This window comes from Haemophilus sputorum CCUG 13788, from assembly GCF_000238795.1.
Lineage (GTDB): Bacteria > Pseudomonadota > Gammaproteobacteria > Enterobacterales > Pasteurellaceae > Haemophilus_A > Haemophilus_A sputorum.
Window position 1 is genome coordinate 85,496 of record NZ_AFNK01000006.1, and the last position, 17,930, is coordinate 103,425.

The window sequence follows — 17,930 nt, forward strand, 5'->3', positions numbered from 1 at the left end:
TTTCATTTTGAAATGAAGTAAACTCGTTATTATTCAGCAACGATGCTTACATATTTGCGATTTTTCTCGCCTTTCACTTCAAATTTAACTTTACCGTCTGCAGTTGCAAATAAAGTGTGGTCTTTACCCATACCTACATTTGAACCTGCGTGGAATTTAGTACCACGTTGACGAACAATGATGCTACCTGCTAAAACAGACTCGCCACCGAAACGTTTAACACCAAGGCGTTTAGCTTCAGAATCACGACCGTTACGAGTTGAACCACCAGCTTTTTTAGTTGCCATCTACTTGATCTCCTCTGAAATTATGCTTGAATCCCAGTGATTTTCACTTCTGTGAACCACTGACGATGACCTTGTTGTTTACGGCTGTGTTTACGACGACGGAATTTAACGATTTTAATTTTTTCGCCACGACCGTGTGCAACAACTTCAGCCACTACTTTAGAACCCGCTACAACTGGGGTACCGATTTTAACATCTTCACCGTTAACGACCATTAACACTGAGTCAAATTCAACTTTTTCACCAGTTGCTACTTCAAGCTTTTCTAAACGAACAACTTGACCTTCACTTACTCGGTGTTGTTTGCCGCCACTTTGGAAAACTGCGTACATATTTACTCCGCTATGTGTGCTATTTGCTATCTTGCGTAAGCACGATTTAAATTCATAAAAATAGGGCTTGAATTCTACGCAAAAACACATCAAAGAGCAAGTCTGAATTTCACAAAAATAGAAAATAATTGCAATTTATTTTCCTTTTCTTGGTCTTTAATGTGATGCTCCACTAGAAAATAGATTGATGACTAAAACGCCGAGAATAATCAATCCCATGCCAATAAACCCTGCAACATCTGGTTTTTGTCCGAAGACAAAATAAGCCACTACAGCGGTTAACACAATGCCTACGCCTGACCATACCGCATAAACAATGCCTAGCTGTAATGATTTTGTAATAATAGAAAGTAAATATAATGAGACGGCAAAAGCAATCAACGACACAACGGTTGGAAGTGCTTTTGAAAAACCTTCGCTGGCTTTGATACAGTTGCTGCCAATGACTTCAATCACGATGGCAAAGCCCAATAAAACCCATGGATTCATTTTTTCTCCCAATGAAAAAGCCCATCACAATTGTGATGGGCAATCTTTTATCTTTATGTAATTAGCCTGCAACTGCGATACGTTTCATATCTGTCATATAGCCACGTAACTCTTGACCAATTAATTCAACCGGGTGGTTACGGATTGCATCGTTTACATCACGTAAAGTAATGTTGTCGATAGCAACAGCTGGCGTTGCTTCACCTAAGTCACCTTTTTGTAAGGTTGGGATGATTTCTTTAGCAAGAATTGGGGTTGCTACGTTAGAGAATAAGTAGTTACCGTATTCTGCAGTATCAGAAATTACTACGTTCATTTCATATAAACGTTTACGCGCGATAGTGTTAGCGATTAACGGTAATTCGTGAAGTGATTCATAGTAAGCTGATTCTTCATAGATACCGCTTGCTACCATCGCATCAAAGGCTAATTCTACACCTGCTTTCACCATTGCTACCATTAACACACCGTTATCAAAGTATTCTTGTTCAGAAATTTTGATGCCGTCTGCTTTTGGTGCATTTTCAAAGGCAGTTTTGCCAGTTGCTTCACGCCATGCTAATAAGTCTTTATCACCGTTTGCCCAGTCAGCCATCATGGTTGCTGAGAAGTGACCGCTGATGATGTCATCCATGTGTTTGTAATATAAGAAACCAAGGCTTTCTTTGATTTGTTCAGCAAGTTCAAATGCACGTAATTTTGCGCTATTTGATAAGCGATCCATCATTAATGTGATACCGCCTTGTTTTAAGGCTTCAGTAATGGTTTCCCAACCGTATTGGATAAGTTTGCCTGCGTATGCTGGATCTTTACCGTCGGCAACTAATTTGTCGTAACATACGATAGAACCTGCTTGTAACATACCGCAAAGAATGGTTTGTTCACCCATTAAGTCAGATTTTACTTCTGCAACGAATGAAGATTCTAATACGCCCGCACGGTCACCACCAGTTGCTGCCGCCCATGCTTTCGCAATTGCCATACCTTCACCACGTGGGTCATTTGCTGGGTGAACCGCGATTAATGTTGGTACACCGAAACCACGTTTGTATTCTTCACGCACTTCAGTACCCGGACATTTTGGTGCAGTCATCACTACAGTGATGTCTTCACGGATTTGCTCACCCACTTCAACAATGTTGAAACCGTGTGAGTAACCGAATGCAGAATCTTTTTTCATTAATGGCATCACATCAGCCACCACTTTAGAGTGTTGTTTGTCTGGTGTTAAGTTAATCACTAAGTCTGCAGTTGGGATTAACTCTTGGTAAGTACCCACTTTAAAACCGTTCTCAGTTGCACGTTGGAATGAAGCACGTTTTTCCGCAATCGCTTCAGGGCGTAATGCATAAGAAATATCTAAGCCAGAGTCACGCATATTTAAACCTTGGTTTAAACCTTGTGCGCCACAGCCTACGATAACGATTTTTTTGCCTTTTAAGTAGTTGCAACCGTCAGCAAATTCGCTGCGATCCATAAAACGACAACGACCTAATTGGTCTAATTTTTCGCGTAAATTTAAAGTATTGAAGTAGTTGTTTGCCATAATTGTGTTCCTTTTTAAAATCGGATTGAATTGATGTGGTGCAGTATAACGTAATCGTTTAATTGCGTAAATTGAAGTTATCAGGATTTTATATTGCAATTTTTGCAATTAAAATAGCGCTTATTCCTAATTTCCTTATCAAATTCATGTAATTGTTTTTTGCCCCTTGCAAACCTTTCCGATAAAATGACCGCTTCACAAAGAAGCAGAAATTAACATGAAGATAAACCGATTAACTCTTGAAAAGTGCAAAGAGTGTGATGAACTGGTAAAGGTTCCGCATCAACTACACGGCCATATTGCACTCTGCCCAAATTGCCACGATGTGTTAGATAAAGATAACACTTGGAATTTACGCCGTTGTGCGATTATTGCTTTGGCAATTCTTATTTTAATGCCGTTTGCTTTTACTTATCCGCTCATGAGCATTGACTTGCTTGGCATGCCAATCCACGCAACTGTTTGGGGGGGCGCTTGGAAAATGGCCACAGAAGGTTATCCTTACACGGCGTTTATGGTGCTGTTTTGCTCCATTATCATGCCTATAGCCTTTGTTATTTTAGTACTGACTATCAGCGTTCAGCGAATTATTCATCAGCGCCCGCGTTATACGCTGATTTTTCTGACGAAAATTCAAGAATGGGTAATGTTAGATGTCTATTTGGTTGCACTTGGGGTCGCAGCGTTCAAAATCAAAGACTATGCTAGCCTGAGCTTTAGCATGCAATTAAGTGCTTTCGTGATTGTGACTATTCTCACCACGCTATTATTCATTAAGATTAACCCGAAAACTGGTTGGGCGTATTTTTACCCAGAATATCGCCCATTGCCATCAGATCACGTTGGGCATCCAACGCTTTGCCCAACTTGTGAATATACCTTTGATGAAAATATTGTTGACTTAAAAGGCAGACGACGTTGCCCGCGTTGTGAAAGCAATCTTTCTGTTCCCGATAGCATAAAGCTACAACGCGTGTGGGCGGCACTTATTGCAGGGGTAATCATGATGATTCCGGCAAATACTTTGCCGATTTCCGCTACTGGACTGGCTGGTGCGGTATCTGCTGATACGCTGTTTTCTGGTGTGCTAACTTTTATTAGCCTAGGTAGTTATTCAGTTGCGGCGATCGTTTTTATTGCAAGTATCGCAGTGCCATTTAGCAAAGTTGCCGTTCTTTTTTATCTATTATTGGCGATTCATTACAAATGGAAGCACCCAATTCATTTACAAATGAAACTGCTTCATTACGTGCATTTTGTTGGGCGTTGGTCGATGCTCGATTTGTTTGTATTAGCGCTAATGATGTCATTGTTAGAACGTGGGCAAATCCTCAGCTTCTCGGTAGGTGATGCCGCATTCTTCTTTGGCGCTGCAGTCTTTTTAACGATGATTGCCTCAAGCCAGCTCGATTCACGAATGCTTTGGCGAATTCATTACGAACACAATAATCAAGCATCCTCTTGATAAATCATACATAATATAAAAATAGGGCGTACTAAGTACGCCCTATTTACGTTTTTGAGTGAACAAGCGGTCGAATTTAACGATCGTTTTGCAAAAAAAAGCGTGGAGAATTTTCTCCACGCAACATCAAAAATTACTGCTCAATTTCTACCACACGCTCATTTAGCGGTTGCGTTGGGCGGTTATTTTTGCCTTCAATTGCTTCTATAGCTGCAATCTGTTCAGCACTTGCTTGAATTGGAGATTGGAAGATCATCCAAGAGACGTTCTCACTACAAGGTGGGGTTGTGAGCGAGCCGTTTAATCTGAAACGAATCATCTCTTTTGGCAATAGCGCTTTCGCATCAAGCGGTTGAGCTAATTTTTCTTTCTGCCCAACAGCCAATTTTTTTTCAACCACTTGCGCTAACGCAGGGTTTGCTTGACCTTCTTGAACCATTACTGCCATCACCGCTAAAGCTTTATCTTCGCTTTGATGTACAAAATGAATCTCTAAAGGATAATGTTTACGTTTAAAGGTGTGTTCACTTGGGGTATGGAAGTGAAATTGTTTTAAATAAAACGGTTTATCATTTAGTGTAATGAAAGGCGCATTTTCTTGCGCAACATTCACTTGTAATGTATGCCCGTTATTTTCTGCTTGGAAAGCTGTATGGAAATAACTCATATTAAGCGGTTTACTCACCACTTTCATGCCATTATCAGATTCCAGATCAACTGGCGATTGAATTTTACCCAATTTACAGGTTTGATAATCGGTCAGTAAGTCCCCCCAATGTTCAGGGCTCTCCTTTCCGTTATAAGACCAATGTGCCTGATGGATTTGGGCAAAGGTAGTTGCGCTTAATGCGACAAATAGACCAGAGATTAAGAAACGATTTCTCATAAGTTTTCCTCTTTTTTTATGGTATTTGCCTCACTGATTCTACCGACTTTGCGTTAATTCATGTTGATTTTAGTCAAGTTGGTGGCAGTTAGTGAACTCATCGTATCAGTCTGAAAAATATCAGAAATAAACAAGCGGTTAAATTTGCAAAATGTTTTACAAATTTAACCGCTTGCGATATTTCTATCAATGCTAATAAATTATGTTTTAATCAATTGGGCGACAAGTGAAATCTGTTGGGTCTTCCGCCCCCACTCGTTCTGCCCATACCATACTGCCAGTACACATCTCACCCGTTTTTTTGTTCACTGTGTAGCTTAATAGACGGGGCGCAGTTGCTTCATCACCGCCACATCGTTTATTATGAACTTCTCTTATGTCGATCTCATATGTTTCTTTATCTTCTTGAACATAAAATCCAATACAATCAAGAGAGCTTAAAAGCTTATGTTTCATAACAGATTTCTCAACTGCTTTAATCGCGGCTTCTTCGCTAGTAATCGGATTTGCTTTAAGATCTGTACTTAACGCATTAGCTTTAACCCACCCTGAAACATCATGATCAGCTTTGGTTCGATAAATAATGAAATCATATCCGTTATAATGCGCATAGGTTTTCGCAAGATCATTTTTAATAATAAAGACTTTCGGTGTTTTACATTCAGAATGTGGGGCAGTGTGGAAATATAAGCGCCCTTGTTGAACTACTTTTTTAGTGACACCTTGTTCAAAAAACTTTCCTTCGTTATCTGCTCGATCTTGAACAGCCTCGCAATCCACAGCAGCATTTGCTGTGCCAATGCAACTTAATGTCAATAAAGCAGAAAAGATAATTTTTTTCATGGTTATTTTATCCTTTATATAGATGAAGTTTGATAGATAAATCAATTATCTACATTGTAATAATACTTTCTTCCAGCCACCGACATCAGAAATTTTGCAAGCGCCACTAGAACAACTTACTGAATAATCAACGTGACGCCCAGACAGTAATGCTCTTACTTTGCCGTTAGATAATACTGAAACACGCACTTTTTCTTGATAGTCAGGGTCTTGGCTATTCCAAATAGGATCGGCATCAAAACAGCCTTCTTCTGCACGGTCTGCTACATTTAGTGCCTTTTTAAATGAAGGATCGGCATATTTTTTCAGGATATCTGAAGATAAACGCTCTGGATTACGTGCTTCTTGATACACTTGTTTAATCAAGTTAATTTTGGCTGCACTGTCATCATTTGCGTATGAGAGTGAAGGCACAAGTAATGCAAGACAGACGAGAGATAATGTTTTTTTCATAAAGGTTCTCCTAAAATTGAATGTGGATAAAAAATACCCACACCAATCATAATTAGAAGTAAATATTTTCACCATCTCTTTTTGCATAAAAGTCAATAAAACTCCAAATTTTGCAAAATATTTTCAAAAAGCAACCGCTTGCGCGAGAATAATTTTCTGTTATGCTAGCAACAATCTATGTGTTACATAGAGAAATATAACAAGTTTTGTTTATTGGAATCACATTATGAAAAAATTACTTCTCGCAAGCTTACTTGCATCCGCTGCTGTTTCAGCACAAACCCTTCCGAATACTAATACTGACGCTCATACTTACGAATTCGTACAATCTTATGATTTAGTCCCACCACAAGGTTCAAAAGGTGAAACCAACCTTTGGGTACCATTGCCATTTAGCAATGATTACCAAACGGTACAAGCGGTCGAATTTGAAGGAAATTATGCAAAAGCCTATGTAACTGAAAATAATCAATATGGTGCTAAAACCCTTTATGCTAACTGGGATGCGAATGCAGATAAGCGTTTGCTCAAAGTGAAATTAACCATTGAAACTAAAGATCGCGAACCAATGGCGAAAGGGGCATTAAAAGATTACCAGGTGCCAGAAAAAATCATTTATTCGGTGGATGTTCAAGAATATCTAAAACCAACTACTCACATTAAAACGGACGGTGTGGTGAAACAATTCGCCGATAAAATCGTAGGCAGTGAAACCAATCCGCTTAAAAAAGCACAGTTGATTCATCAATGGATTGTAGAAAACATGGAGCGTGATAATTCTGTGTTAGGTTGCGGCGAGGGCGATGTTGAAAAAATGCTCACTAGCGGCGTGTTAAAAGGTAAATGTACCGATATCAACTCTGTCTTTGTTGCGCTTGCCCGTGCAGCGGAGATTCCTGCACGAGAAGTCTTTGGCATTCGTTTAGGTGCTGCGAAAAAACTTGAGCCATACTCAAAAACCGCATTTGGTAGCGCAAAAGATGGTGTGGCGAATGTTAATGGTGGACAACACTGCCGTGCAGAGTTTTACTTAGCCGGTTTTGGTTGGGTGCCTGTTGATTCAGCCGATGTCGCCAAAATGCGCTTAACTGAGAAAAAAGCAGTGAATGATAAAGAAACACAAGCTGTTGCGGATTATCTTTTCGGTAACTGGGAAGCAAACTGGATGGGTTATAACCATGCGCGCGATTTCGATCTTTATCCGCAACCAGCGTTAACCCCGATCAATAACTTTGGTTATCCGTATGCGGAAATTGGTGGCGATCCTCTTAACTCTTATGATGCAAAAGCATTCGGTTATGAATTCATCTCAACCCAAATCAAGTAATCGACTCATTGCAATGTTGCTGGCTGCGGTAAGTGCCGCAGTCGGCTCTACGCTTTGTTGCATTGCCCCGCTTATTTATTTGCTTTTTGGCGTTTCTTCGCCATGGCTGATGAGTTTAAGTGAATATGACTATTTGCAGCTGCCATTGCTGATTCTTTCAATCGGCGTTTTTGGCTATGGCTTTTGGCAACTGTTCTTTTCTAAGAAAATCATTTGCACGCGCTATTTTTCTCGTCGCACATTGATGATTTTCTATGGCGTGGCATTAATTGTGATTCTATTTTTCTTAACTTACCCCTACATTCTACCTTGGATACTCTCATGAAAAAAATGCTCAGCGTGTTATTAGCAGCACTGCTATTTTCTCCATCACTTTATGCAAATCAAGCTCAAACACCTGCTACGCAGCAAACAGAAAGTCGAGAGGTGCTACTCTATATTAAAGAGATGCACTGCCAACTTTGCGTGTATTTAGTGAATAAAGAGCTACGAGCAATAGAAGGAGTTGAATCAACCAAAGCAGATATGAAAGCACGCCAAGTAAAAGTTGTGGCAGCACCGAATGTTACAGATGCACAACTAATTGAAGCGGTAAAGAAAATTAACTACACCGCAGAAGTACGCTAATTATTTTTTACAAGCGGTCGAATTGGTAAAAGATTTTGCAAATTCGACCGCTTGTCGTTTTTCTTGTGGAAAAGCGCGCCTTTCTATGTTAAAAAGTGAGCCGAATTTTTACTTTTCATTTGATATGTTTAAGGAACACAACAATGTCTTTACAAGCAATTATTGAAGCGGCATTTGAGCGCCGTGCGGATATCACCCCTAAAACTGTAGATGCTGAAACACGTTCAGCAATTGAGCAAGTTATTGAAGGATTAGATAACGGAACTTACCGTGTTGCAGAAAAAATTGATGGCGAATGGGTAACTCACCAATGGTTGAAAAAAGCGGTATTACTTTCATTCCGTATTAACGATAACCAAATCATTGATGGTGCCGAAACTAAATATTATGACAAAGTGGCATTAAAATTTGCTGACTATACTGAAGAACGTTTCGCACAAGAAGGTTTCCGTGTGGTGCCTTCTGCAACTGTGCGTAAAGGGGCATATATCTCTAAAAACTGCGTGTTAATGCCATCTTATGTGAACATCGGTGCTTATGTTGGCGAAGGCACTATGGTGGATACTTGGGCAACCGTAGGTTCATGTGCACAAATTGGTAAAAACGTACACTTATCAGGTGGCGTGGGCATTGGTGGTGTATTAGAGCCATTACAAGCAAACCCAACCATCATTGGTGATAACTGCTTTATCGGTGCTCGTTCAGAAGTGGTTGAAGGCGTGATTGTTGAAGATGGCTGCGTAATCTCAATGGGCGTATTTATCGGTCAATCTACTCGTATTTACGATCGTGAAACAGGTGAAATCCACTACGGTCGCGTACCAGCAGGTTCTGTGGTAGTTTCTGGTAGTCTTCCATCAAAATGTGGCAAATATAGTCTTTACTGTGCGGTTATCGTGAAAAAAGTTGATGCAAAAACTTTAGGTAAAGTGGGTATCAACGAATTACTTCGTACAATTGAAGAATAATTTTTAATCGGTGTCACATCCTTGTATGTAAGGGCGTGTTGAACACGCCCTCACTCTTCTAAAAATAAATACAGAAAAGGATACAGCACCTTGGAGGTTTCATGACGACCTATTCTCTACATCTTAAAGCCAAAAACGAACTTACCCCTCATCCAACCGCACAATATTGGCGAAAATGCCAAGTTGAAGAACTTTTCGATCTTCCTTTTATGGATTTAGTTTTCCGTGCAGCAAGTATTCATCGAGAAAATTTTGATCCGAATGCGATTCAACTTTCAACCTTGCTTTCCATTAAAACCGGCGGTTGCGCTGAAGATTGTGAATATTGCCCGCAATCTGCCCGTTACGATACAGGTGTTGAAAAGCAAACCATGTTGAATGTGGATTACATTGTTGAAAAAGCACAAATTGCCAAAGCACGTGGTGCAAGCCGTTTCTGTATGGGGGCTGCATGGCGTGGGCCAAAACCGAAAGATATTGAAACGGTTTCAAGCATCATTAAAGCCGTTAAATCACTTGGACTAGAAACATGTGGCACTTTCGGTATGTTAGAAGATGGCATGGCAGAAGATCTTAAAGAGGCCGGCTTAGATTATTACAATCACAACCTTGATACAGATCCAGAACGCTATAATAAAATTGTGCATACCCGTTCACATGACGATCGTATGGATACCTTAGGCAAAGTGCGTCACGCAGGCTTAAAAATTTGTTGTGGTGGGATTGTTGGCATGAATGAAACGCGTGCAGAACGCGCAGGCTTGATTGCAAGTTTGGCTAATCTTGATCCACAGCCAGAAAGCGTACCGATTAACCAGTTAGTGAAAGTGCCAGGCACGCCGCTTGAAAATGCCGAAGATCTCGATTGGACAGAATTTGTGCGTACTATTGCCGTTGCGCGTATTACCATGCCACACAGCTATGTTCGCTTATCTGCAGGTCGCAGCAATATGCCAGAATCTATGCAAGCGCTTTGTTTTATGGCTGGAGCGAATTCGATTTTCTATGGTGACAAATTGCTTACCACCGAAAACCCAGAAGAAGATGGCGACCGTATGCTAATGGAAAAACTGAATATGTATCCGTTAGCTTATGAAGTTGACGATAGCAATTCGCAAAACGTTGCGGAAAATTGACCGCTTGTTATATGATTTTCATCGTAGGGGCAAGTTTGCCTCTACGAATTATTTTATAACAGGGGAAGTTTTCTTATTAAGGGTAGTAAATCCATGAAAAAAATTCTTCTTTTAAATGGCCCGAACCTCAACATGTTGGGCAAACGTGAGCCACAAATTTATGGCGCTCAAACCCTTGCAGATATTGAAGCACACTTACAAACCGAAGCCGCTAAACAAGGTTACGCGTTAGACTATTTCCAAGCAAATGGCGAAGAGCCGCTCATTAACCGCATTCATCAAGCCTTTGAAAATGTAGATTTTATTATCATCAATCCCGGTGCTTTTACGCATACCAGCGTGGCCTTGCGCGATGCCCTGCTTGCCGTATCAATTCCATTTGTTGAAGTACATTTGTCTAACGTCCATGCACGTGAACCTTTCCGCCATCACTCTTATCTAAGTGATATTGCTAAAGGCGTAATTTGCGGCTTGGGCGCTAAAGGATATGATTACGCATTAGATTTTGCGATAACTCAACTCGAAAAATAATTGATTAAAAATAAGAAACCGCTATGTCAGTAAAATATGAAAAATTTATTGTGCTATGCAATGGCTTATCTCGTTTGCTTGGCAACATTGTGAAAATGCTAAGCTATCCATTTCATGCACTTTTTCCCAAAAAACGCTTTACCATTCCTGAGTTTAGCCCTGCAAAATTAGGCACACATCGTAAAGACAAAATTAACCGCACCATTTGGCAAACCAACTATTCCAATAAAGTGACCTTGCCAATGTATTGTAACTACTTATTCAACCGTTTGATGTCGCTCAGTTACGATTATCGTTATGTCAGTACTGAAGCACGCGAAGAATATATCAAAGCACACGCAGAACCTCATGTTTTTGCAGCTTATAGCCAATTAACCGATGGCGCAGCGCAGGCAGATTTTTGGCGCGTTTTTACCCTTTGGCGTGAAGGCGGCATTTATATCGACATTGATGGACATTTAGTTTTCCCACTCTCACAAATTATTCAAGAGCAAGATTCAGAAGTGCTCATTAAGCGTCGAGACAAATACACGAACTTCTTTCTCGCTTGCGAAGCTGGGCACCCAATTATGAAAGCAACGCTTGATTTGATTGTGAATAATATTGAAAACCGACGTATTGAGGGTGGCGTGTTTGTGATGACTGGGCCAGATACGCTGAACAATGCGATTGGCGATCAAGTTGTGAATACTCGCCGAGATAAAATTACTTGCACACAAGGCACGTTTACCAACGAGTATTTCCAATATATTGATAAGCCTCGTAGCAAGTGGAACTATAAGAAAAACGAAGAACTACTGAAATAACAAGCGGTAGGATTTTCTAAATATTTTGCAAATCGCAAGGGGAATCAAACCGCTTGCGATTTTTTTCTTGGCTTTCATGGAATCAATCAGCTTCCACGATGCCTTTTATGTCGAACCTTAAATACGGCTCAAATCAAATTTCTCTAACTCAATTTTATCTGGCGTGCCATAAAACTGGCTAAGCGCATGGCGTAAAGTTTCTGCGCGTTTCGGTAACCCTTTTTCTGCATAGGTTTTCACTTGTTCATACACTGCTTGTTTAAACGCAGTATTATCGCCAGGGTTGCCGGTTAAATTATCACTGCTGGCGAAATAACGGAAATTTGCCACGGTGGCGAGAATCCATTCAATCGCTTGTGGTTTAACTTCTACTTGCTCAAACTCACGTTGGCGTTCAGCCGATCTACCATCAGGCTCATACCAATAACCAAAATCTTCTAATTTTCGACGTTCACGCCCTGCAACTAACCAATGCGAAATTTCATGTAATGCGCTGCTGTAATAACCGTGCGCAAATAAAATCACATGATAAGGGCGCTCCGATTTTACGCCATCTTCATCTAAAAATTCAGGCAAGTAAATTGGGTAATCTCCGCCTTTTTCTAAGCGTGTGTTAAATTCTTCAGCAAAGCATTGATTGAAAATCGCAATAATATCTTCGATATGATGTTGTTCTTGATTCATAAGCTATTTTGGTAAAAAAAGAGAAAAATCTGACCGCTTGCTAGCTGTTATTTAAAGTTAAATAGGCTGTCTTGGCACTGAACCTTGATAGCCAAATTGGCGCCATGCTTCATAAACCACAACGGCTACCGTGTTAGATAAATTCATACTACGGCTGTCTTTACACATTGGTACGCGAATTTTTTGTGACATCGGCAAAGTATCTAAAATTGACATCGGAATACCACGACTTTCTGGCCCGAACATCAAGAAATCGCCTAACTCATACTGTACTTCACTATGGTTTGGCTCGCCTTTTGTGGTGAGTGCAAACAGACGTTTCGGTTTAGCGCGCGCAAGGAAATCTTCAAAATTCTTGTATTTCTGAATATCGACAAATTCATGATAATCCAAACCAGAACGCTTGAGTTTTTTATCATCCCAAGTGAATCCAAGAGGTTCAATAAAATGAAGGCGAAAGCCACAATTAGCACATAAACGGATAATATTCCCGCTATTTTGTGGAATTTCAGGTTCGTATAAAACAATATCTAACATAATTTTTAATAACGATGTAAATCAGTTAATCCAGAAGAAATTTTTTCTGGAATATCTGCTTCAATTTGTTGTACTGCGTAATTGATAGCGTGAAAAAAGGCATTTTCGCTCGCGCCACCATGGCTTTTTACCACTACTTTGGAGAGTCCAAGTAAGGTTGCACCATTATGGCGATCAGGGTTAATTTCTTGTAATTTGCGATAATAGCGATAAAACAGTACGCGTAAAAAACAACGTTTCACTATCTGCCACATCCACATACTTTCACTAGGTTTCTTCAGCAAAGCTAAAATATTTTTAGCCGCCCCTTCAAGCGCTTTTAACGCAATATTGCCACTAAATCCATCACAAACGATAACATCAGTTTGATGATTCATAAGCTTATCGCTTTCGATAAACCCTTGATAATTCAGGTCATAACGCCCTTTTAAATATTGGTGTGCTTTTTTTAAGACCTGATTACCCTTACTCTCTTCCGTACCGATGTTAAGCAAATTGAGTCTTGGATAAACCAACCCTAACATGGTTTGAGCAAAAATATTTCCCATTTCGGCAAATTGCTGTAGATGTTTCGGTGTTACTTCAACATTTGCCCCGAGATCTAACATTACCGTAGATTTCCCATCCATCGTTGGAATAAGTGAGGTCAATGCCAAACGTTCAATATTAGAAAGCGGCGCTATCAATAATTTTGCAAGCCCCATTAACGCACCGGTATTCCCACCACTCACACAACCTTGTGCTTGACCATTTACGACCGCTTCAATAGCAAGACGCATAGAGCTATCTTTGCTTTGACGAATGGCAAGCGGAAACGGCACATCATTTTCAATTTGTTTTTTAGTATGATGAAATAAGATTCGACTTTGTTGTGCTTCAGGGAGCTTTAAAAGAAAGGGATTGGCAATATGCTGATCGCCAAATAAAAGAAAATTAAGCCTTGGATTTTCAGCCAATGCTTTTGATACGGCTGGGATAGTAACACGGGGACCGAAGTCCCCGCCCATGACATCTAACGCAAGCGTTAGTTGTTTCAAGTGAACCCCCTAAAGGATTACTTGTTGATTACTTTACGACCACGGTAGTAACCGTCAGCAGTAACGTGGTGGCGGAAATGAGTTTCGCCAGAAGTTTTATCTACTGATACTGCAGCAGTGGTTAATGCATCGTGTGAACGGCGCATATCACGACGTGAACGAGATTTTTTATTTTGTTGAACAGCCATTGGCTATACTCCTAAGTTAGTTCTTTTTTAAATTAGCTAATACAGCGAACGGGTTCGGTTTTTTCGCCAGTTCTTCAGGCAATTCGCCAAAAACCTGTTCCTGCGTGGACACTTCACAGTGTGCAGCATCATGCATCGGGACTAATGGCAATTCAATGATAAATTCATCTTCTACCATATCTAGTAAATTTACTTCGCCAAATTCGTTAGTTTCGATAGGCTCATAAATTCCGGGCAAGTCGTCCGCCTGATCCATATTCGACACTGGACTGAAACAAAATGTGCAGTCGAGCGTTTGCGTAAATGGGTTACCGCAGCGTTGACAGTCAAGCGCCACATCAACTGTTGCCGAGCCTTTAATCACGACCAGTTTTTGTGGATCAACATATAACGAGAGAGTAACTTGTGCATCGCTTAGCACTTTGCTCACAGATTCACCCAAGCGGTTTAAAAGCGCCATTGGAATGATGCCTTCATAATCCATTCGACGCTGTGCGTCTTTGTATGGGTCAATAGTGAGGGGTAGTTTTACCTTTTGCATAGGGTCGATATATTACAGAGAGAATGTCAAATAGTCAAAAGGAAAATCAGCGTTTTTATGAAAATCATCTGGCTTTCTATGGATAATTCAAATTTGTTAAACGTTAAAATCCATCTATAATCTCAAGCATTTTATATCTTCTATAAACAAGGTAATTATGCAGCCAATCAAAAACAACTCCTCATTACTTAAAACAATATTAGGGCTATACATGTTCCTAATTATTGTGAGCACTGTAAATGACTTTATCACACTTCATATTTTGAACAATTTTGGAAATGGCATTATTCCTGATTATGTCGACCAATTTGATGACTATACCACTGTATTCAACATTCTATTTCTCGTTACACTTATTAGTATCTTTATTATTTCAGGAATTTGGCTCTACCGCTCGCATAAACGCTTACGATTTTGGGGCGTTGAAAATTTAAAATTTAGCGATGGCAGTTGTGTATGGTGGTATTTTGTGCCTTTTATGGCTTTATTTAAGCCATATCAAACCATGCGAGAAACGTGGTTTGCAAGCCAAAAGCCGTCTGACTGGTCTTTATCTTCATCGCCAATGTTGTTAAAGATCTGGTGGGGATTATGGATTTTTTCTAATATGGTCGATAGTGCTTATGCGCGACTATCATTTAAAGTAGATTCTGAAGATTTAAATGCGCTGGCTTTTTTGACCAATTTTTCTATTTTTAGCAACATTTTTGATTTCTTATCTGCCCTTATGTTCTTTCTTGTTGTCAAACAAGTCAATGAAATGCAAATGGCTTATCAAAATAGCATCCAAGCCACGCCATAAAACAGTAAGTGGTTGTATCTCTTTATGAATTTGCAAAATTACTAAGAAATACAACCGCTTGCATTTTTCCTTTCATTTTCAAACTTTGACCTAAGGTAAATTTTTTAACACTTTTTGGGGAAAATGCTCACTCAGCATAGCCAAACGCGCAGAAAACTGCTAACTTTAGCATCCTATTGAAAATAATTCTTAATTGACGGAAAAATCATGATTTTTGCTATTTTCGCGATAATCGCTTATGCCGGCGCACTATTATGGGTAGTCCCAACCTTGGTTAACCTAGAAAATCAAACCGGTAAGCAAACTCAGCCAAATATCAAAGCAGTGTTTAGCATTGGTTTGGTGGCGGTTGTTTGCCATTTTGCTAGCCTTACCACAAACTTTATTTTAGAAGGTGGCAGTCAAAATTATTCTTTAGCGAATGCCAATGCGTTGATGAGTTTTTTCCTGAGTGCATTTGCAACCTTAGCCCTTCCCCGCTTAAAAACCATCTGGTTTCCACTGATGGTGGTTTATACCTTTGCTATTTGTAGCATTGTGTTAACCTTGTTTACAACGGGTAATTTTATTCGGAATTTAGCACAGAATTCAGGTTTGGTTTTCCACTTAGGGATTGCGCTATTCTCTTATGCGCTCTTTTTTCTCGCACTTTTATATGCATTACAGATCAAATGGTTAGATAAAAAACTGAAAAGCAAAAAATTTATTTTCTGCCAAATGCTTCCACCATTGATGACGGTTGAGCGCCACTTTTTTACGCTAACGGTTGCGGCACAAGCATTATTAACCGTGACGCTCATTAGCGGTATTATTTACTTACATAATTTCTTTGCGCCAGAACAAGTGCATAAAGCCGTCTTCTCTTTTGTTGCTTGGATAATGTATAGTGTTTTAATATTAGGGCAGTGGAAATGGCGCTGGCGTGGAAATCGGGTGCTTATTTACTCGATTTCAGGTATGATATTACTCACAGTTGGCTATTTTGGTAGCCATTTAATCAAGTAATTGATTAGGTAAGCGGTCGAATTTTCTCTGTTTATTGCAAAAACAGAACTAAAATATCGACCGCTTGAAGATTTACTTATCATAGGATTTTTATTTTGGACAGTATCCCCCTGAGTAGTCTCTTTATTACTCTTACTATTCTTCTTTTGCTCTCTGCATTCTTTTCTGGCTCTGAAACTGGGCTAATGTCTCTAAACCGCTACAAAATGAAACACCTTGCTGAGCAAGGGCATAAAGGGGCGAGACTAGCAGAAAAACTCCTCGAAAAAACCGATGTTTTATTAAGCCTCATCTTAATTTGTAATAACTTAGTCAATATCGCAGCCTCTGCGATTGCAACCATGATTGGTATGCGATTAGCTGGCGATATGGGGGTGGCGATTGCCACTGGGGCATTAACTTTTGTGATGTTGGTTTTCTCCGAGATCTTACCAAAAACCATCGCAGCAATTTTCCCTGAACGCGTGGCATTTGTCGTGAGTTATGTCCTCACGCCACTGAAAAAAATCGCACTGCCACTAGTGTTCTTAATGAACCTAATCATTAACGGCTTAATGAAATTGTTGCATATTCGCAAAAATGAATCGCAAGGATTAAGCGCAGAAGAGCTAAAAGGTGTGGTGCTTGAAGCCGGTAAATTTATTCCAACCGAACACCAAGACATGTTGCTTTCTATTTTAGATATGGAAAAAGTGACGGTGGATGACATTATGGTGCCACGCAACGATATCGGTGGCATTGATATCGAAGACGACTGGAAAGCGATTATGCGCCAACTGACGGGCGCTGCACACGCACGCGTCGTAATTTATAAAGGCAATATGGACAAAAACGTACTCGGTATGCTCCGTGTGCGTGAAGCATTCCGCCTAATGCTTGAGCGTAACGAATTCACCAAAGAGATGTTAATTCGTGCTGTTGATGAAGCCTATTTCATTCCAGAAGGCACACCATTAACAACCCAGCTCATGAACTTTAAAACGAATAAAGAGCGTATTGGTTTAGTGGTCGATGAATATGGCGACATTAAAGGGTTAGTTACACTGGAAGACATTTTAGAAGAGATTGTCGGTGAATTTACTACTTCGACCGCACCAACCCTCGCTGAAGAGGTGAAACCACAATCAGATGGCACGGTGATTATTGAAGGTTCCGCCAACTTGCGTGATTTAAACAAATTGTTTGATTGGCAACTACCTGTGGATGAAGCCCGCACCTTTAACGGCTTAATCCTAGAACATTTAGAAAAAATCCCTGAAGAAGATACGCAATTCGAGCTATATAATCTGAAAGTGACCATTATGGAAGTGGCAGATAATATGGTAAAACAGGCTCGAGTTGAACCACTTCAAACTGAGAACGAGCCAGCTTCAGCCTAATATTACAAGCGGTCAGATTTTGCAAATATTTTGCAAACTGACCGTTTTTTCATCGTATAAA

23 protein-coding genes are annotated in these 17,930 nt (G+C 40.0%); 11 read left to right on the plus strand and 12 right to left on the minus strand.

What is annotated here, in order from left to right; all coding sequences use genetic code 11:
• Positions 1-29 precede the first annotated feature (29 nt).
• From rpmA to ilvC, 4 genes are all read right to left on the minus strand, one after another.
• A complete protein-coding gene (rpmA, locus tag HSP_RS0101535; protein WP_005621788.1) occupies positions 30-287 on the minus strand; it encodes a 50S ribosomal protein L27 in 258 nt (85 codons plus the stop codon).
• A gap of 20 nt (positions 288-307) precedes the next feature.
• Entirely contained in the window at positions 308-619 is a 312-nt protein-coding gene (rplU, locus tag HSP_RS0101540) for a 50S ribosomal protein L21 (RefSeq protein ID WP_007526734.1), read from the minus strand.
• 156 nt (positions 620-775) lie between these two features.
• Positions 776-1,108, minus strand: a complete 333-nt coding sequence (locus HSP_RS0101545) for an SMR family transporter (protein WP_007526705.1) — start codon at positions 1,106-1,108, stop codon at positions 776-778.
• A 61-nt stretch (positions 1,109-1,169) separates the two neighbouring features.
• Positions 1,170-2,654 (minus strand): ketol-acid reductoisomerase, encoded by a 1,485-nt coding sequence (gene ilvC / locus HSP_RS0101550; RefSeq protein ID WP_007526797.1) that lies wholly within the window; start codon positions 2,652-2,654, stop codon positions 1,170-1,172.
• 217 nt (positions 2,655-2,871) lie between these two features.
• Between ilvC and HSP_RS0101555 the strand changes: the two genes are divergently transcribed.
• Positions 2,872-4,119 (plus strand): paraquat-inducible protein A, encoded by a 1,248-nt coding sequence (locus HSP_RS0101555; RefSeq protein ID WP_007526691.1) that lies wholly within the window; start codon positions 2,872-2,874, stop codon positions 4,117-4,119.
• 133 nt (positions 4,120-4,252) lie between these two features.
• Here the strand turns inward: HSP_RS0101555 and HSP_RS0101560 are convergent, their stop codons facing one another.
• The 3 genes from HSP_RS0101560 to HSP_RS0101570 all read right to left on the minus strand — a co-directional run bounded on the left by HSP_RS0101560 (position 4,253) and on the right by HSP_RS0101570 (position 6,301).
• On the minus strand, positions 4,253-5,005 hold the full coding sequence (locus HSP_RS0101560) for a carbonic anhydrase (RefSeq protein ID WP_010128249.1): 753 nt from the start codon (positions 5,003-5,005) through the stop codon (positions 4,253-4,255).
• Between the two features lie 207 nt (positions 5,006-5,212).
• Positions 5,213-5,848 carry a hypothetical protein gene (locus HSP_RS0101565; protein ID WP_010128250.1) on the minus strand — a complete coding sequence of 212 codons (636 nt, stop codon included), beginning with the start codon at positions 5,846-5,848 and terminating at the stop codon, positions 5,213-5,215.
• Positions 5,849-5,893: 45 nt separating this feature from the next.
• Complete coding sequence (locus HSP_RS0101570; protein WP_010128252.1) at positions 5,894-6,301, minus strand: hypothetical protein; 408 nt, start codon at positions 6,299-6,301, stop codon at positions 5,894-5,896.
• 226 nt (positions 6,302-6,527) lie between these two features.
• On the opposite strand from HSP_RS0101570, the gene HSP_RS0101575 reads away from it, so the two are divergent.
• The 7 genes from HSP_RS0101575 (at position 6,528) to HSP_RS0101605 (ending at position 11,696) form a co-directional block, all read left to right on the plus strand.
• Positions 6,528-7,628 carry a transglutaminase-like domain-containing protein gene (locus HSP_RS0101575; RefSeq protein WP_010128254.1) on the plus strand — a complete coding sequence of 367 codons (1,101 nt, stop codon included), beginning with the start codon at positions 6,528-6,530 and terminating at the stop codon, positions 7,626-7,628.
• Complete coding sequence (locus tag HSP_RS0101580) at positions 7,600-7,953, plus strand: mercuric transporter MerT family protein (protein ID WP_010128255.1); 354 nt, start codon at positions 7,600-7,602, stop codon at positions 7,951-7,953. Before HSP_RS0101575 ends, HSP_RS0101580 begins: the two co-directional genes overlap by 29 nt.
• Positions 7,950-8,255 (plus strand): heavy-metal-associated domain-containing protein, encoded by a 306-nt coding sequence (locus HSP_RS0101585; protein WP_010128256.1) that lies wholly within the window; start codon positions 7,950-7,952, stop codon positions 8,253-8,255. Before HSP_RS0101580 ends, HSP_RS0101585 begins: the two co-directional genes overlap by 4 nt.
• 143 nt (positions 8,256-8,398) lie before the next feature.
• On the plus strand, positions 8,399-9,223 hold the full coding sequence (gene dapD / locus HSP_RS0101590; RefSeq protein ID WP_007526855.1) for a 2,3,4,5-tetrahydropyridine-2,6-dicarboxylate N-succinyltransferase: 825 nt from the start codon (positions 8,399-8,401) through the stop codon (positions 9,221-9,223).
• A gap of 101 nt (positions 9,224-9,324) precedes the next feature.
• Positions 9,325-10,359, plus strand: coding sequence for a biotin synthase BioB (gene bioB, locus HSP_RS0101595; RefSeq protein ID WP_007526890.1), 1,035 nt, complete (start codon positions 9,325-9,327; stop codon positions 10,357-10,359).
• 93 nt (positions 10,360-10,452) lie between these two features.
• Positions 10,453-10,890 (plus strand): type II 3-dehydroquinate dehydratase, encoded by a 438-nt coding sequence (gene aroQ, locus HSP_RS0101600; RefSeq protein ID WP_007526895.1) that lies wholly within the window; start codon positions 10,453-10,455, stop codon positions 10,888-10,890.
• 23 nt (positions 10,891-10,913) lie between these two features.
• Positions 10,914-11,696, plus strand: coding sequence for a glycosyltransferase (locus HSP_RS0101605; RefSeq protein WP_007526749.1), 783 nt, complete (start codon positions 10,914-10,916; stop codon positions 11,694-11,696).
• Between the two features lie 117 nt (positions 11,697-11,813).
• Here the strand turns inward: HSP_RS0101605 and HSP_RS0101610 are convergent, their stop codons facing one another.
• The 5 genes from HSP_RS0101610 to yceD are packed head-to-tail and all read right to left on the minus strand — an operon-like array spanning position 11,814 to position 14,683.
• Entirely contained in the window at positions 11,814-12,380 is a 567-nt protein-coding gene (locus HSP_RS0101610) for an elongation factor P hydroxylase (RefSeq protein ID WP_007526655.1), read from the minus strand.
• A gap of 57 nt (positions 12,381-12,437) precedes the next feature.
• Positions 12,438-12,917, minus strand: a complete 480-nt coding sequence (trmL, locus tag HSP_RS0101615) for a tRNA (uridine(34)/cytosine(34)/5-carboxymethylaminomethyluridine(34)-2'-O)-methyltransferase TrmL (protein WP_007526825.1) — start codon at positions 12,915-12,917, stop codon at positions 12,438-12,440.
• 5 nt (positions 12,918-12,922) lie between these two features.
• Positions 12,923-13,954 (minus strand): phosphate acyltransferase PlsX, encoded by a 1,032-nt coding sequence (gene plsX / locus HSP_RS0101620; RefSeq protein ID WP_007526699.1) that lies wholly within the window; start codon positions 13,952-13,954, stop codon positions 12,923-12,925.
• Positions 13,955-13,971: 17 nt separating this feature from the next.
• Positions 13,972-14,142, minus strand: coding sequence for a 50S ribosomal protein L32 (gene rpmF / locus HSP_RS0101625; RefSeq protein ID WP_006251723.1), 171 nt, complete (start codon positions 14,140-14,142; stop codon positions 13,972-13,974).
• 16 nt (positions 14,143-14,158) lie between these two features.
• Positions 14,159-14,683, minus strand: a complete 525-nt coding sequence (gene yceD, locus HSP_RS0101630) for a 23S rRNA accumulation protein YceD (protein ID WP_010128259.1) — start codon at positions 14,681-14,683, stop codon at positions 14,159-14,161.
• Between the two features lie 157 nt (positions 14,684-14,840).
• On the opposite strand from yceD, the gene HSP_RS0101635 reads away from it, so the two are divergent.
• The 3 genes from HSP_RS0101635 to HSP_RS0101645 all read left to right on the plus strand — a co-directional run bounded on the left by HSP_RS0101635 (position 14,841) and on the right by HSP_RS0101645 (position 17,869).
• Complete coding sequence (locus HSP_RS0101635) at positions 14,841-15,485, plus strand: DUF4328 domain-containing protein (protein WP_231287876.1); 645 nt, start codon at positions 14,841-14,843, stop codon at positions 15,483-15,485.
• Between the two features lie 207 nt (positions 15,486-15,692).
• Entirely contained in the window at positions 15,693-16,490 is a 798-nt protein-coding gene (locus HSP_RS0101640; protein WP_007526901.1) for a cytochrome C assembly family protein, read from the plus strand.
• A 95-nt stretch (positions 16,491-16,585) separates the two neighbouring features.
• Positions 16,586-17,869 (plus strand): HlyC/CorC family transporter, encoded by a 1,284-nt coding sequence (locus tag HSP_RS0101645; RefSeq protein WP_081466969.1) that lies wholly within the window; start codon positions 16,586-16,588, stop codon positions 17,867-17,869.
• Positions 17,870-17,930 lie beyond the last annotated feature (61 nt).

Bases quoted from the DNA above. Each gene is read 5' to 3' on its own strand.
- rpmA (WP_005621788.1), bottom strand. From the start codon at position 287: ATGGCAACTAAAAAAGCTGGTGGTTCAACTCGTAACGGTCGTGATTCT.
- rplU (WP_007526734.1), bottom strand. From the start codon at position 619: ATGTACGCAGTTTTCCAAAGTGGCGGCAAACAACACCGAGTAAGTGAA.
- HSP_RS0101545 (WP_007526705.1), bottom strand. From the start codon at position 1,108: ATGAATCCATGGGTTTTATTGGGCTTTGCCATCGTGATTGAAGTCATT.
- ilvC (WP_007526797.1), bottom strand. From the start codon at position 2,654: ATGGCAAACAACTACTTCAATACTTTAAATTTACGCGAAAAATTAGAC.
- HSP_RS0101555 (WP_007526691.1), top strand. From the start codon at position 2,872: ATGAAGATAAACCGATTAACTCTTGAAAAGTGCAAAGAGTGTGATGAA.
- HSP_RS0101560 (WP_010128249.1), bottom strand. From the start codon at position 5,005: ATGAGAAATCGTTTCTTAATCTCTGGTCTATTTGTCGCATTAAGCGCA.
- HSP_RS0101565 (WP_010128250.1), bottom strand. From the start codon at position 5,848: ATGAAAAAAATTATCTTTTCTGCTTTATTGACATTAAGTTGCATTGGC.
- HSP_RS0101570 (WP_010128252.1), bottom strand. From the start codon at position 6,301: ATGAAAAAAACATTATCTCTCGTCTGTCTTGCATTACTTGTGCCTTCA.
- HSP_RS0101575 (WP_010128254.1), top strand. From the start codon at position 6,528: ATGAAAAAATTACTTCTCGCAAGCTTACTTGCATCCGCTGCTGTTTCA.
- HSP_RS0101580 (WP_010128255.1), top strand. From the start codon at position 7,600: ATGAATTCATCTCAACCCAAATCAAGTAATCGACTCATTGCAATGTTG.
- HSP_RS0101585 (WP_010128256.1), top strand. From the start codon at position 7,950: ATGAAAAAAATGCTCAGCGTGTTATTAGCAGCACTGCTATTTTCTCCA.
- dapD (WP_007526855.1), top strand. From the start codon at position 8,399: ATGTCTTTACAAGCAATTATTGAAGCGGCATTTGAGCGCCGTGCGGAT.
- bioB (WP_007526890.1), top strand. From the start codon at position 9,325: ATGACGACCTATTCTCTACATCTTAAAGCCAAAAACGAACTTACCCCT.
- aroQ (WP_007526895.1), top strand. From the start codon at position 10,453: ATGAAAAAAATTCTTCTTTTAAATGGCCCGAACCTCAACATGTTGGGC.
- HSP_RS0101605 (WP_007526749.1), top strand. From the start codon at position 10,914: ATGTCAGTAAAATATGAAAAATTTATTGTGCTATGCAATGGCTTATCT.
- HSP_RS0101610 (WP_007526655.1), bottom strand. From the start codon at position 12,380: ATGAATCAAGAACAACATCATATCGAAGATATTATTGCGATTTTCAAT.
- trmL (WP_007526825.1), bottom strand. From the start codon at position 12,917: ATGTTAGATATTGTTTTATACGAACCTGAAATTCCACAAAATAGCGGG.
- rpmF (WP_006251723.1), bottom strand. From the start codon at position 14,142: ATGGCTGTTCAACAAAATAAAAAATCTCGTTCACGTCGTGATATGCGC.
- yceD (WP_010128259.1), bottom strand. From the start codon at position 14,683: ATGCAAAAGGTAAAACTACCCCTCACTATTGACCCATACAAAGACGCA.
- HSP_RS0101635 (WP_231287876.1), top strand. From the start codon at position 14,841: ATGCAGCCAATCAAAAACAACTCCTCATTACTTAAAACAATATTAGGG.
- HSP_RS0101640 (WP_007526901.1), top strand. From the start codon at position 15,693: ATGATTTTTGCTATTTTCGCGATAATCGCTTATGCCGGCGCACTATTA.